Raw genomic sequence first — 14,192 nt, forward strand, 5'->3', positions numbered from 1 at the left:
GCGGGATCCTCGCTGAGGCGAGAATCCATCTGTCGGCGCTCCGCAATCATGAGCCCATCGCCCGAAGCGTGGACGCGACACCCAGTTCCCGGCCCAGTGCTGCGAGATCCTCGAACACCGCCCGATCGAGCGGCACGCCCGAGGCGGTCTTCTCCGCCGCACGCCGGTGTTCCAGTTCTCCCGGGACCAGGACTTCATCGAACCCGGCCCGAAGCTTGCTTGTCTTGATCATGTCGATGAACCGCCCCATGCGGGACCGGTAGACCGCGACATCCATGAACCATGCGACATCGAGCGCGAGAAAGAGATGCGAGACATTCTGCCGGGAAGGGTCGGTATAAGGATCAAACCCGAACGCTCCCCCGGAAAGGACTCCCGTCATGGCATCCGTCATGAACGAGAGGCCATAACCCTTGTATTGCCCGATCCCGAGCAGCGCCCCCGTCATCGCCGCAGTTGGGTCGTCGGTCTCCTCGCCCTCTGGCGTGAGCGCCCAATCCTTCGGCATCCGTCGTCCCTCTCGCTCAAACCATCGCATCATCCCCTTACCGGACGTCGTCAGCGCGATATCGAGTGAGACGGCAAAGCCACGGTCCGTCGGCGCGGCAATCGCCCACGGGTTTGTGCCGACGACAGCGGTCGCGCCACCCCAGGCAGCCATCTCCGGCCCCGCATTCGTCATGGCGATGCCGACACAATCCGAGTCCACGGCCACCGCGGCGTGGACAGCCGACGAGCCGTAATGGGTGCCCCCTCTGACAAGCACGGATCCAATTCCGCAGACCTTGGCCTTCTCGACCGCAAGCTGCATGGACTTGATTCCGGTCACGCTGCCCAGACCGTTATGGGCATCCACGAGCGCCAGCGCCGGGCTTTCCTTGACGACCGAGAAGGATCCGGCAGGATCGATCTGCCGTGCGGCGATGCGGTCGCGGTAGGCACGCAACCGGCGAACGCCCTGCCCCTGGCCGGGATGGAACCGCAACTCGCTGAACATCAAGGCAGACGCCGACAGTCTTGCTTGTTCGTCGGTGAGACCCATTGCCCGAAAGGCATCCTGGGCGAAGGCCCCGAGAGCCTCCGCGTCTACGCGGATCATCGGGATGGTCATGCCATCAGCTCTCAAGTCCGAGCAGTGAAACGAGGTTCATGTCCGCTTTGATGACCGGCTCGATCGCTCCGCCGGAATCCGTCATCAGCAGCGTCATGCCTGGCCCATATCCGGCTCGCGGGCCATCCGTCTGGCCGACGACAGCGATGCCGACCGCACCGCGCAAATAGCCATGGGAATAGCGGCTATCATAGTCGAGCAAGGCTACCACATCACCCAGCTTGAGAGTATCGAGGCCCGCTCCCCGCAGGGCGTCCTTGTCGGTCGTCTGAATATGGAGGCTGCCGCCCTCGCTGGTGAGGCCCGCACCCGCGCCAAGCAGGTGCGCCGGAATGGAAGCGACGACGGGCACCTGGAGCTTTCCGCCGGCGAGCGTGGGAGCCAGCGCGGCAAACAGCTTCGGCGAAAGACTCTTCAGCCGCATATTGGGAAAGCCCTCGATGGCCATACCGACGCCCTGGGCGCGGATCACGATCTTGTCCCCAACCGCGAAAAGCGGGCGCGTTTTCTTGGGGAAATGAACGATGACCTGTTCGGAGAAGCGGCCGGACTTGCCCGTCACCACTCCCCGTGTTCCCTTCCCCTCACCGGTCATGACGATGGCGTCATTCCCAACGCAGGCAAAGACGTTCAAACCCCGGTTTCCCAGTTCAGCCCCGTAGTGAATGCTGACCCCCGGATGCACGCAATCGGCCAGCCAGCCATAGGCGCTGTCACCGACGGAGATATTGTAGACGATTCCGCCGAATGTCGGCAGCAGGAACGGCGTACCGTCCGCTGCCAGGCGATAAGGTTCAGCCGGCAGGCCTGGAAAGCTCGGATGGACAATGTTTCCGGCGACAGAGACGGCCACCAGACGGTCTTGGTTCGTTTCAACTTGCATGACTGGGTCCTTCCGTCAGCGGTCGGTGAGGCCGAAATAGCGGCCGATATTGGCGGTCTCGTCGATCGTCCACTGAATGTTAGGCGTCGCGCACGTCATCAGCGTGAGGATACCAGGGCCATGGCCGGTCATGACGGAATCCCCGTGGATGCAGAGGCAGATGCTGACCGCGTTACGACGGTAGCTTCGTCCAAAATGATGGTCAGCATGGTTGATGGCGATCAGATCGCCGAGCTTCATCTGGTCGATCCCGAGTTCCTTCATCAGGGCGCGGTCACCCGACATCAGGTCCTGATCCACATATTCGCTGTTGAGTTCCGCGCCCGAGCCCATGATCCGGATCGGCAGCTCCATCGCGACCGGAAGACGAATGGTCTGACCGTCGACTGCTTCGATCCGCATGGCCTCCAGCAGGCGCGCGCTCATTTTCTTCAATTCGATATGCGGGTAGTCAATCAGTTCCAGCCCACGCCCGACAGCCTTGATCTGGATCGTGTCGCCCACCGCGAGCCCGTCGTAAACGTCGCCCGGAAAATCGACGAGCATCCGGGCGTGTTCTCCGGTGACGATGCCCCGGGCGCCTTTCGACAGACCGCTCGTCACGGTCGCCTCATTGCCGATGCAGGTGAGATAATGCAGCGCGAAGTCGTGCTTCTCGTCGCTCTGCGCGATCGACACCCCCGGCTCCACATGGTCGGCTGCCCAGCCGAAGGCCGGATCGCCTGTGCGCACGTTGTAGACCACGCCGGCCATGCCCGAGAGCACCACAGCGAGCCCCTCATTGTCGGGGATGTATCCGGGGGCTCGCAGGGTCGGTTGGCTGACGGCGCCGGAGACGGCCATTTCGATCAGTCGATCAGCGTTGGTTCGCAGCACGGGACCTCCAATAGCCTGTCGCAGATCAGGTTCGCTACCTGGGAAGCACGATCCGCCTCTCGACGAATGGCCGCTTGACAGCCCCGGCCTCACGAACTGTATTGTATAATAATCATACAGATTGGACTTTGCGCAAGCCATCTGTTTTGATGATTTTCGAGACTGCGGCGAGGTCCTCTCAACGACCCGCCGAACGGCCCAATGGGGTCAGGGGGAACCGTCCAATGCCCGCAAGCGGGTGTGAGAGAAGGGCGACAGGATTTCGGCCGATCGCCCATGACGCCGCACAGCACTTCCTCAGAGGGAAACAAGAGCAATGAAGACCGCAATGTTCTCGCTCGCGATCGGGTTGGCGGCCTGCGCCGCCCCCGCGCTGGCGGCAGATCCCAACACCGTCATGATTTCCCAGGGCGTCGATGCCAGTACGCTCGACCCCGCTCAGGTGAGCTCACGCAACGAATCCAACATGTTGGATAACCTTTTCGGCACGCTCTACAAAATCGGCGGCGACGGAAAAATCACCCCATACCTCGCCAAATCTTACAAAGTCTCCGACGACGGCACCAAGTGGACATTCACCCTCAATGACGGCCTGACCTGCCAGGACGGCGAGAAACTGACCGCCGAAGACGCCGCCTATTCATTCAACCGGGCTGCCGATCCTGCGGCCAAGTTCACCGGCAACACACCCGGCTTCGTCTATAGCTCCATCCAGTTCAAGAAAGCGACGGCGCTTAACGAAACGGACGTGGAGATCGAGATCGGACAATATAACCCGATTGCCCTCGGGATGATTTCGGAAGTCTATGTGCATTGCAAAGACTCCTATTCCAAGATGAATGCCAACGACGCCGCGCGTAAGCCGGTTGGTTCCGGACCCTACAAATTCGTCGAGTGGACCAAGGACGATCGCGTCGTCTTCGCCAAGAACGAGAACTTCAAACTCGCACCGGCCAAGTTCGACAAGGTCGTCTGGCGGACCATCCCCGAAGGCTCAACGCGCGTTGCCGAAATGCTCGCCGGAAACCTCGATATCATCACCAACGTTTCGCCCGATCAGAAGAAGACGATTGATGCGACCGGGGCCGCGACAGTGGTGCCGATCCAGGGCACGCGCCGCATTTATGTCGGCTTCAACCAGAAGGCAAAGTTTCAGGATACGAAGGGCGGCCAGGCGATCAGCAAGCCGGAGGTGCGGCGTGCGCTGCAATATGCGGTCGACGTCCCAACCATCTGCTCCACCCTTCTGGGAGTCGAGTGCACGCGCGCGACGAGCCCGGTCAACGCGCCCAACAACAACACCGCCCTCCAACCTTTCCCCTTCGACCCGGCCAGGGCGGAGAAACTTCTCGACGAGGCAGGCTATCCAAAGGATGCGAGCGGAACGCGTTTCGAACTGACGCTGCAATCGCCCAATGGCCGCTATTATGGCGACGCGAACGTCGCCATGTCGATTGGTCAGTTCTTCAGCGATATCGGCGTCAAAACTAAGGTGACTCCGATGGAATGGGCGTCCGTGTATCAACCGCTCATTCGCGCCCACGATGCCGGGCCGCTGTTCTTCCTCGGCACCGGGGGCGACACCTGGAGCGCAGCCTACGACCTCGCTGATTTCTCTGCGCCGACGGCCGGCACAAATTACACGGACTGGAATGACCCGGTCTTCTTCGGCATGTGGAAAGAGCTCTACGCCACACGCGATCCAGTCGAACAGAAGAAGATCACGGACAAAATGAGTGCCCGCTTCTCCGAGCAATCACCATGGCTGATGCTTTACTTCCAGCCGAATTTCTATGGCGTCGCCAAGCGCATCGGGTGGCAGCCGCGGCGCGACGAGCGGATCGACCTTGCCGATGTCACCCTTAAGTAACAGCCGCTAGAGGGACCGACCCCGCCTGAAATCATGACCAGGCGGGGTCGGCCCTTCGACTTCGAATCCTGTTGCGGACCAGAGATCCTTTTGTGCTCACATTCATTGCCCGACGCCTCGCGCAAAGCATCATCGTCATCCTCGGAGTGACGCTGATCAGCTTTGTCGCCTTGCACATGGGTGGCGATCCCACCTACCTTTATGTGAGCGAGCGCGCGAGCCAGGAAGAGATCCAGGAAACACGTGTCAAGCTCGGCTTCGACAAGCCAGTCTACGTGCAATATGCCAGCTATATCGAGCGCCTCGCGCACGGCGATTTCGGAACCTCGCTTACCTACCGCGTGCCATCGATCGAAGTAGTCCTGGAGCGCTTTCCAGCCACCATCGAGCTGACGATCTTTGCGATGATCATCGCGATCTTTGGGGCCATACCCATCGGTGTCATTTCGGCGTTGTACCGAGGAACGGCAATCGACGGTACGGCCATGTTCATGGCGATGGTGGGTCAATCTGTGCCGAGCTTCTGGCTCGGCATCATGCTCATTCTTTATGTGGGATTGGGACTTGGCTGGCTGCCGATCTCCGGCCACACGCCCCTGCTCGATCCGCTGCTGCGCGGGGATTTTTCAACAGCCATCCGCAATTTTCCAAGTGCTGTGACGTATCTCGTCATGCCAGGCTTTACGATCGCGTTCTTCTCACTGGCCCGGAATGCAAGGCTGGTTCGATCATCGATGCTGGAGGTTCTCAACCAGGATTTCGTCCGGACCGCGCGCGCCAAGGGGCTGAACGAGTATCACGTTGTGGTCAGCCATGCGTTGCGCAATGCGTGGCTACCCGTGGTCACGATGTTCGGGCTGGAGTTCGGATTTCTGCTCTCGGGCGTTGTAGTGGTCGAAACGATTTTCGCGTGGCCCGGCGTCGGGCGCCTCGTCTTCAATGCCATCAACCAGCGGGACATCCCCTTGGTGCAGGCAGCCGTGATCGTCTTCTCCCTTCTCTTCGTGTTCCTCAACCTTGCGACCGACATCCTGTATGCGCGCCTCGACCCGCGCATCCGCCTGAAGTGAGGTGACGCTATGACCCACGCCAATCCAGACGCGCCGCCGGTCGTCATTGCAGGGCTTCCGGGTCCCGAGAGCAATGAGATTGTCGACATGTCGCCGCGGAGGCGACGGGATGGCTTCCGCCGCGCGCGCAAAAGCATGCTGCGGGCGCGCTGGCCGATCCTTGGCTTGATCGTCCTCTTCTTTGTCAGCTTCGCGGCGATTCTCGGGCCGACAGTCTCTCCGCTCGATCCCAACCGTCAGAACATCATTCAACGGTTGCAAGAGCCCATGAAGGTCGACCGCCAAGGGCGCACTCCATACCTGTTGGGGACGGATGCGCTCGGCCGCGATGTCTTCTCCCGCCTGATCTACGGGGCTCGTGTGTCGCTTCTGGTCGGCCTCATCGCTGTCTGCATCGGCGGCACAATTGGAACAAGTCTCGGGCTTGTCGCAGGATACTTCGGCGGCCGCATCGACGACGTCATCATGCGACTTGCCGACATCCAGCTTGCCTTTCCCTTCATTCTCCTCGCGATCATGTTCCTGGTCGTTCTTGGCCCGGGCCTGTTCAATCTCGTGCTTGTGCTGGGCATCGGACAATGGGTGACCTATGCCCGGATCGCCCGTGCCCAGACCATCGCACAGCGAGAGAAGGAATACGTCGAGGCTGCGCATGCGCTCGGCGCGCGCACGACCTCGATCATCTTCCAGACGATCCTTCCGAACATTCTGGCACCTCTCACGGTCATCGCCTCGTTCAACATCGCCAGCGTGATTCTCTCCGAAGCATCCTTGTCGTTCCTCGGCTTGGGCGTGCCGCCCACGACTCCCACCTGGGGTGGCATGCTGAACGAGAGCCGGGATCAGTTGATCGCGGGACGTTGGTGGCTTGCGGTTTTCCCGGGAATTGCCATCGCGCTGACTGTGCTTTCCTTCAACATCCTCGGCGACTGGCTTCGGGACTTTCTCGATCCACGCCTGAAATCCATCGGTTAAGACAAAGGACTGACACTATGAGAGTTGGGATCATCGGAGCGAGCTTCGCCAAGGCGGCCTACCTGCCTGCGCTCGCCCATACGCCGGGTGCGGAAGTCGTCGCCATCGCCAGTGCCCGCAAGGCCAGCGCCCAAGCCACGGCAGACTCCTTCGGCGTGCCGCATGCTTACGACGATTGGGAGGCAATGTTGCGCGAACACCGCCTCGATCTTGTCTGTATCGCGACACCGACTGTCACCCATGCGCCCATGGCCCTGGCCGCTCTTGAGAGCGGCGCGCATGTCCTGTGCGAGAAACCGACCGCCATGAATGCGGGCGAGGCCAAGACCATGCTTGATCGGGCGGTCGCGCTGGGCCGGGTCCACATGATCGACCATGAGCTCCGGTTCAACCCGAACCGCAAAAAGGCCAAGGCACTCATCGAAAGCGGCTTTATCGGGCATGTTCGGCACGCCCATATTTCCAACATCGGGCCGTCGTGGTCGACACCTGATTCGCGCGCCAAGGGAGATTGGTGGTCGATGGAGGACCAGGGCGGCGGGCGTCTGGGTGCCAACGGCTCGCATCAGGTCGATCTGCTGCGTTGGTGGCTCGGCGAGGTAGGCTCTGTGGTCGGCCAACCGCTGACAATGGTACCTCAGCGGATTGACGAGGCGACAGGCGAGCCGTGGATCGCGACGGCCGACGACACCACCCACTTCACGTTGGAAATGCGCTCGGGTGCCCTGGTGACGGTGTTCATGAGCGGCGTGGCCCGACATTCCATGGACAACGTCACGCAAGTCTACGGAAGCGAGGGCACGATCCTGCTCAATAACACGGATGAGCGCCTGATGGTGGCGAAGGCCGGCGAGGCCTTCCAGGACATGAGCGAGAGCGATCCGAACGCGGCCCTGCCCGGAGTCAACAAGGGCATCTGGAACGTCTCGGTGGTGAGTGTGATGCGCGAGATTTCTGCTGCCATCGCCGAACAACGCCAACCGAAGGAAGGAGCCACCTTCTATGACGGCTGGCGAAATCAGATCGTTCTCGATGCGGTGAGGACTTCCGCGGCTGAGCGTCGCTGGATCGACATCCCCCAGTGACACCAGTACCCGCCGGCGCTTCTTAACTTTGGGACGATTGATATGCAGGACTCGCTACAGGACATCTACGACTACATCGACGCGACGGCTGACGAAGCCATCGCCGATCTTCAAGAACTCGTTCGACAACCCAGTATCTCGGCCCAGAACGTCGGATTGCGGGAATGTGCCGATCTCGTTCTCGCCCAGATGGCGCGGGACGGGCTTGACGCGCATCTTCACGAGCTGGACGGGGGGCCTCCCGTCATCGTGGGCCACATGACGACGGACGAATCCGCCAAGACCATGCTGTGCTATTCCCATTACGACGTGCAGCCACCCGAGCCGCTCGAGGCGTGGTCTCACGGTGGCCCATGGTCAGGCGCCATTGTCGACGGCGTTCTCTATGGTCGTGGCGCTACCGACAACAAGAGCGGGGTGCTGGCCTTCAACAAGGCCGCGAAGGCGTTCCTGAGGGTGCGCGGCAAGCTGCCCGTGAACCTGAAATTCATCATCGAAGGCGAGGAGGAAATCGGCAGCCTCCATCTCGGCCCTTGGGTGGAGCAGAACAAGGCTTTGCTCGAGGCCGACGGGATGCACTGCCTCGACGGTTCGGTCGACACGGCCACCGAGTTGCCCGATGTGGATCTTGGGTTGAAATCCGTCCTGTTCGTCGAACTCATCGCACGGGGTGCGAAGTCCGACGTGCACTCGCTCAATTTTCCCCTCCTCCCTAGTCCGGCCTGGGACCTCGTCCGGGCGCTCAGCACCATCATGGATGAGAACCGGCGGATCCTCATCGACGATTGGTATGAGGGCTTGTATGAGCTCGAACCCGAGGACGAGGCTCAGCTGCACGCGAAGGCCGCGCGCGTCGACCTAGAGAAACTCAAAGCCGAATGGGGAATTGACCGATTTGCCCTCGGGCGGGACGGGGTCGATGCGATCCGGGCACGCGCGTATGAGCCGACCGCCAATATACAAGGCCTTGTCGCCGGCTATACCGGACCGGGAATGAAGACGATCGTCCCCAACGAGGCCCGGGCCAAGATTGACTTCCGGCTGATTCCCAATATCAGCCCTGCCAAGGCGGTCGAGCGCCTCAAGCGGCACCTTCGGAAGCACGGCTTCGGCCATCTCGAGGTGATCGCCCGCGAGAGCGCGGAACCGCCCTATAAAATCTCGGCAAAGGAGAGCATGGCCGAAGCTGTGATTGCCGCAGCGACCCGGGTCTATGGCGAATTACCGATCGTCAACGGGGTCTCGGCGGAAGGCACGATCCTGCGCCACGTCTGGATCCCCTGCGTGCTCACAGGTTTCGCCAATCCCGGCGCCAACCTTCACGCTCCGGATGAGAACATTCGCGTCGAGAATTACATCAAGGGAATCAAATATGCGGCGGCCATCATGGAAGAGTTTGGCCGACGATAACAACGGGACGGCTTCTCAGGCCCACCAACAAGGTGTATGAGCAGCCGACTTTTTGTAATACGATAATATCCTGTTGCATCCGCAGTCGGACCACGTCGCATGCGCGGCAACATGTCCCGAGGAAGCCGGCGCCGTCGCGAGATGGCTTATTGGCCCTCGGGAGGAATGAGGAGACCTATTTTGGCAGTCAAGAGCCCGGCACCGACCGCAACCGAGGCGTTTCCCCAACCGAAGCGCCTGCTGCTGACCGATTCCATCGCCGACTCCATCGCCGAGGCCATCTCCACCCGTCATCTCATGCCCGGCGATCGGGTTGTGGAAACGACACTGGCGGAGCGGCTTGGTGTCAGTCGCGTGCCAATTCGCGAGGCGCTTCGGGTCCTTCACGCGCAGGGCATTCTCACGGGAGGCAGCCACAAGGGCTACCGGGTTGCCGATTTCGGGCCGGAGACCACGCAGCAGGTTCTTGAAGTCAGGCTTTCACTGGAGACCTTCCTGCTAAGAGACGCGATTGCGAACTGGAAGTCCGGCGCCGAGGATATCAGCGCGCTGCAGGCGCCCCTCGAGATGATGAAGCGGGCCGCTAAAGTCGGCGACGTTCGCGCATCCTTGCTGGCCGATCTGGAGTTTCACCGCGCCATCTGTCAGGCATCCCACAATGCGCTCACCTCCGCCCTTTGGGAGGCAATCGCGAGGCACGTGCTGATCATCTTCAACTTCGAACGTTACCGCGACAAAAACCTCAGCGCGGTGGCACGCCAGCACAAAGACTTTCTGACCTTCATCGAGGGTCAGATCAACAAGCCCGCCTCCATGGAATCACTCCACGATGCCTTGGAGGATCACATGCTCCTGATTGAGAGAAGCAGGCGTCGTCACGTCGGCTGACAGGCGTGGAGAGGTCCACTCAAGCGATGCCGCAGGCGGCCGGTATAACCCCTTGGAATGCAGATTTTCGTCAATTCATTCTGAGGCGGATTTTATGATTGTTATACAATCTTAGCTGGTTTATAGAAGACAGATCGTGAGCCTCGCCAACGCGCGTCGGGCTCCCATCCAATCTTCTGGACAGCGATGCTGGAATCCACAACAGACGACACGGCGACAGCGGGTGCAGCGGCAGATGGTCCGACGCGTGCGGGTTCAGCCTACGTGCTTCATCGATCCGACGATTGGGACGCGTTCAACCCCTTTGGACTGATCATCCGGCATCGTGACAGCGCGCGTACGCGCTCCGATTATTCCGGTGTCTTCGAGAGCCTGGACATCCACAACGCTCCCCGCCTCCACGTCAACCATGTCGACGCAACAAGACTTCCCGTGACAGTGTCGCAGCTGGAACGCCACCCCTCGAGCTGGCAGACCTTTCTGCCGCTCGACGTGTCGCGCTATGTCGTGTGCGTGGCAGGCGCGCGTCCGGATGGATCGCCCGATACCGCTAACCTGCATGTTTGGATACTCGATGGCACGGTGGGTGTCTCTTTCGCGCCCGGCATCTGGCACGCGGGTGCCGCCGTTCTCGACACGCCCGGACATTTCGCTGTCATCTGGCCTCGTGCCGACCGGGATAGCGACACTGAATTTCTGCAGCTCCCCGAACCCTTTGTCATTCATTGAGACCCAGCCGAGGCGTAGGAATGCCTGACATCGACGACGTCCTGTCTCACATCGAGACTCATCTGCCTGGCTCGGTCGCGGCGTTACAGACACTGCTTCGCCACCGATCCATCTCGGCCCAGAACATCGGACTCCCCGATTGCGCAGAACTCGTCAAGAGCCAGATGCTGGACGCCGGGATCTCCGACACGACCATCCTCCCAACGGATGGCGGACCGCCCGTCGTCGTCGGACACCTGTTTAACCCTGACGCCGATCGCACGCTTCTGTGCTACGGCCACTACGACGTTCAACCGCCGGAGCCCCTGGACTTATGGCACTCCGATCCGTTCGGCGCCGAGATCCGAGACGGCGTTATCTATGCCCGTGGCGCCACCGACAACAAGAGCGGTGTTCTGGCCTTCGTCAAAGCTGCAGAAGCCTATCTCAAGGTCGCCGAAAGGCCGCCCGTCAACCTCGTCTTCCTGTTCGAGGGCGAAGAGGAAATCGGGTCGCCGCATCTTGAAGATTTTGTCGAGCGGCACAAGAACGTCCTCCAGTGCGACGCCTCCATCGGCCTCGACGGCGGAGTCAACCGGACAAGCCTGAAACCGGAAATACATCTGGGCATCAAGGCAATCCTCTATGTCGAGCTACGGATCAAGGGCCTGAAGTCCGACATATGGTCCGGACGTGCCCAGACGGTGAAGAGTCCCGTCTGGCGTCTGGTTCACGCCCTCGCCTCGATCTTCGATCCGGAGACCGGGCGCGTTCTGATCGACGATTGGTATGAGGATTGGATCCCGCCGGACGAGGATGACGAGCGCTTTCTGAAGGAAGAGTTGGGGTTCTTCGACCGTCAAGAGTACATAAGGCAGCTTGGGGCGACCCATCTCAGCACGGACGATGATCTCGATCTCCTGCGCCGCACGCATTTTGGCGCGAGTGCAAATATCTGCGGGATCTCTGCCGGCTACACGGGAGAAGGCAGCAAGACCATCGTGCCGTCCGAGGCCATGGCGAAGCTCGATTTCAGATGCCCGCCCAAATTGGAGCCGGAGCGCCAGCTCGAGAAGCTGAAGGCGCATCTGTCGCGACTCGGCTATGACGATATTGAGGTGAGCGTCCATACTGCGCGGAAGAACCCGTACAAGACTGCGGCGCGCGAAGCGATCAGTCAGGCCACCATCATTGCGGCCGAAAAGGTCTTTGGCACACAGCCCCTGGTTCAGGGCGTGTCGATCCAGGGCATCATCATGCTCTCGATCCCCCATCCGGCCGTGCTGTCCGGCTTCGGCGCACCGGACAACAATCTCCACGCACCGAACGAGAACATGCCGATCATCCGCTATCTGCAGGGCATTTCCTTCGCCGCGCGCATTATGGACGAATACGCCAAGCAACCCGCGAAATAGCAGGGACTGTCATGACGATGCATCTCTCCTCACGCGCGCAAGCGCTTCTGGGCCAGTCCGGCGAGAGCCCGCCCGAAGCCGGCGTACCCATGGATCCTGCCGCCATCAGGGCGGTTCTCGACGCACTCAATCGCGGCGAGACGCATTACACTGATCGACCTGGCATTCAGCCCCTGCGCAAGAAGGTTGCTGAGGGCCTATCGCTCAAGTTCGCCCTGCCTTTTCAAGCCTCCGATATCATCATTACTTGCGGCGCCACCGAAGGCCGGTTTGTGACCCTTCAACAAATCATTGCCGCCGGCGACAATGTGGCGGCTCCCGACCATGCTGAGCGGATTGCAGGCGGGGCGGTGATCCGTGGCGCCAAGGTCAGTACGGATCTGACGGCTGCAAAACTGCTCTATGTTGCGTCCTCATCGGGACAGACAGCGATCGAGACGTCGCTCAGTCAGGTCGCGGCTGACTGCCTGGTTCTCTTCGAGGTCGATGACGCCGAATCCGACTTCCACCCCTCGCAGGTCAGTGGTTTCTCCGATCGGGTCATCACCGTCGGAGATCTCGGTACGATGCAAGATCTGGCGAGCGCCCGGATCGGCTATCTCGCCGCCCCGGCTCAGACCGCAAATGGCCTACGCGACTTCAAGCAGGCCCTGACGATCTGCAGCACCAACCTCTCCCAGTGGGCGGCACTTGCCGTCGTGGAGGACCTATGAGCACGTTTGCCGACATTCAGAAACTCGATGGCGCGAAGCTTCGCTACGCGTTGATGGATCTCGCGAAAGAGGTGCCGGATGCAATTGCGCTCGGCCGCGGCGACCCGGACCTCCCGACGCCAGCATTCATTGTGGAAGCGGCGCGCAAGGCGGCGGCCGGACCTTTGGCAGTCGCTCCCCTCGCCGGCCTCCCGGCGCTTCGAGATGCTATCGCCCGAAACGCCGCCCGCGACCACGGGATAGCCGTGGGGAGCGACAATGTGCTTGTGACAACAGGCGGCCAGGAAGGCCTGTTTCTGGTCATGAGCGCTTTGCTCGATCCAGGCGATGAGATCCTTGTGCCGGACCCACGCTATTCTTCGTACGATCAGGCGATTTCCCATACAGGCGCAACCTTCGTCAGCGTTCCGACGTTTGCCGAGGAAGGCTTCGACATCCGGCCCGAGGAAGTCGAACGTCGGATCACGCCGAAAACCCGGGCGCTCCTTCTGGTAACACCCTCGAACCCGACCGGTGGCATCATCCGGCCTGAGACTGCGCTGGCGCTTGCTGAACTCGCGAAGCGGCACAATTTCGTGATCGTCTCGGATGAGATCTATGGCAAGTTCGTCTGGGAGCCTTATCGGCATTTCAGCATTGCGTCGCTTCCAGGCATGCTCGACCACGTCATCACATTGTCTGGTTTCTCCAAGGCCTATGCGATGACAGGCTGGCGTGTGGGATACGTCATTGCGCCGGAGCGCATGATCGCCGCCATGACGGACATCAAGGCACACACGACAGGCCCCGTGGCGACACTGAGCCAGGTGGCAGCCCTGGCTGCGGCAGAGGGTGATGATAGTTGCGTGCGGGACTTTCGTGCGATTTATGACGAGCGCCGGCGCATACTCGGCAGCGGACTGAGTGCAATGGGCCTGCAATTTGGCGAGCCGCGTGGCGGATTCTTCTTTTGGGCCGACTCGTCGAGCACGGGAATGCGAGCCCTCGAGCTTTGCTACCTCCTGCTCAAAGAGGCACGGGTTCTCATCTTCCCCGGCACTGCATTCGGGGAGAGCTGGAGCAACCATCTTCGCATCACGACTCTGCAGCCGACAGAGGTTCTTGATCAGGCAGCCGAACGCATGAAAGCAGCGCTTGCCCAGATTCGAGAAGCTGGTGCCGCATGAGCCGGAATGCAGCAGTGCCAGT

The 14,192-nt window shown here is 60.9% G+C and carries 13 protein-coding genes; 10 read left to right on the plus strand and 3 right to left on the minus strand.

All coding sequences use genetic code 11. The features are described from left to right. Nucleotides 1–46: 46 nt before the first annotated feature. Genes J4G32_RS02250 through J4G32_RS02260 form a run of 3 tightly spaced genes read right to left on the minus strand, consistent with a single transcriptional unit; the run spans nucleotide 47 to nucleotide 2,870 of the window. Entirely contained in the window at nucleotides 47–1,111 is a 1,065-nt protein-coding gene (locus J4G32_RS02250; protein WP_210483781.1) for an Ldh family oxidoreductase, read from the minus strand. Nucleotides 1,112–1,115: 4 nt separating this feature from the next. Then, the gene (locus J4G32_RS02255; protein WP_210483784.1) at nucleotides 1,116–1,994 is read right to left on the minus strand and encodes a DUF4438 family protein; all 879 of its coding nucleotides are present in this window, start codon (nucleotides 1,992–1,994) and stop codon (nucleotides 1,116–1,118) included. A 15-nt stretch (nucleotides 1,995–2,009) separates the two neighbouring features. Further along, nucleotides 2,010–2,870, minus strand: coding sequence for a DUF4438 domain-containing protein (locus J4G32_RS02260; protein ID WP_343232574.1), 861 nt, complete (start codon nucleotides 2,868–2,870; stop codon nucleotides 2,010–2,012). A 316-nt stretch (nucleotides 2,871–3,186) separates the two neighbouring features. On the opposite strand from J4G32_RS02260, the gene J4G32_RS02265 reads away from it, so the two are divergent. From J4G32_RS02265 to J4G32_RS02310, 10 genes are all read left to right on the plus strand, one after another. Beyond that, entirely contained in the window at nucleotides 3,187–4,740 is a 1,554-nt protein-coding gene (locus J4G32_RS02265; RefSeq protein ID WP_246504736.1) for an ABC transporter substrate-binding protein, read from the plus strand. A 92-nt stretch (nucleotides 4,741–4,832) separates the two neighbouring features. Continuing rightward, nucleotides 4,833–5,810, plus strand: coding sequence for an ABC transporter permease (locus tag J4G32_RS02270; RefSeq protein WP_343232575.1), 978 nt, complete (start codon nucleotides 4,833–4,835; stop codon nucleotides 5,808–5,810). Nucleotides 5,811–5,819: 9 nt separating this feature from the next. Then, nucleotides 5,820–6,785: an ABC transporter permease gene (locus J4G32_RS02275; protein ID WP_210483799.1), complete on the plus strand. Its 966-nt coding sequence runs from the start codon at nucleotides 5,820–5,822 to the stop codon at nucleotides 6,783–6,785. A gap of 17 nt (nucleotides 6,786–6,802) precedes the next feature. After that, nucleotides 6,803–7,870, plus strand: a complete 1,068-nt coding sequence (locus J4G32_RS02280; RefSeq protein ID WP_210483802.1) for a Gfo/Idh/MocA family protein — start codon at nucleotides 6,803–6,805, stop codon at nucleotides 7,868–7,870. 42 nt (nucleotides 7,871–7,912) lie between these two features. Beyond that, nucleotides 7,913–9,280 carry a M20/M25/M40 family metallo-hydrolase gene (locus J4G32_RS02285; protein WP_210483805.1) on the plus strand — a complete coding sequence of 456 codons (1,368 nt, stop codon included), beginning with the start codon at nucleotides 7,913–7,915 and terminating at the stop codon, nucleotides 9,278–9,280. A 180-nt stretch (nucleotides 9,281–9,460) separates the two neighbouring features. Continuing rightward, nucleotides 9,461–10,168: a GntR family transcriptional regulator gene (locus J4G32_RS02290; protein WP_210483809.1), complete on the plus strand. Its 708-nt coding sequence runs from the start codon at nucleotides 9,461–9,463 to the stop codon at nucleotides 10,166–10,168. A 186-nt stretch (nucleotides 10,169–10,354) separates the two neighbouring features. Further along, nucleotides 10,355–10,897 (plus strand): ureidoglycolate lyase, encoded by a 543-nt coding sequence (locus J4G32_RS02295; protein WP_210483813.1) that lies wholly within the window; start codon nucleotides 10,355–10,357, stop codon nucleotides 10,895–10,897. Nucleotides 10,898–10,917: 20 nt separating this feature from the next. Then, on the plus strand, nucleotides 10,918–12,291 hold the full coding sequence (locus J4G32_RS02300) for a M20/M25/M40 family metallo-hydrolase (protein WP_210483816.1): 1,374 nt from the start codon (nucleotides 10,918–10,920) through the stop codon (nucleotides 12,289–12,291). Between the two features lie 11 nt (nucleotides 12,292–12,302). Continuing rightward, nucleotides 12,303–13,004: a pyridoxal phosphate-dependent aminotransferase family protein gene (locus tag J4G32_RS02305; RefSeq protein WP_210483819.1), complete on the plus strand. Its 702-nt coding sequence runs from the start codon at nucleotides 12,303–12,305 to the stop codon at nucleotides 13,002–13,004. After that, entirely contained in the window at nucleotides 13,001–14,170 is a 1,170-nt protein-coding gene (locus J4G32_RS02310) for a pyridoxal phosphate-dependent aminotransferase (protein ID WP_210483822.1), read from the plus strand. Before J4G32_RS02305 ends, J4G32_RS02310 begins: the two co-directional genes overlap by 4 nt. Nucleotides 14,171–14,192: the final 22 nt, after the last annotated feature.

This window comes from Microvirga antarctica, assembly GCF_017921815.1.
Lineage (GTDB): Bacteria > Pseudomonadota > Alphaproteobacteria > Rhizobiales > Beijerinckiaceae > Microvirga > Microvirga antarctica.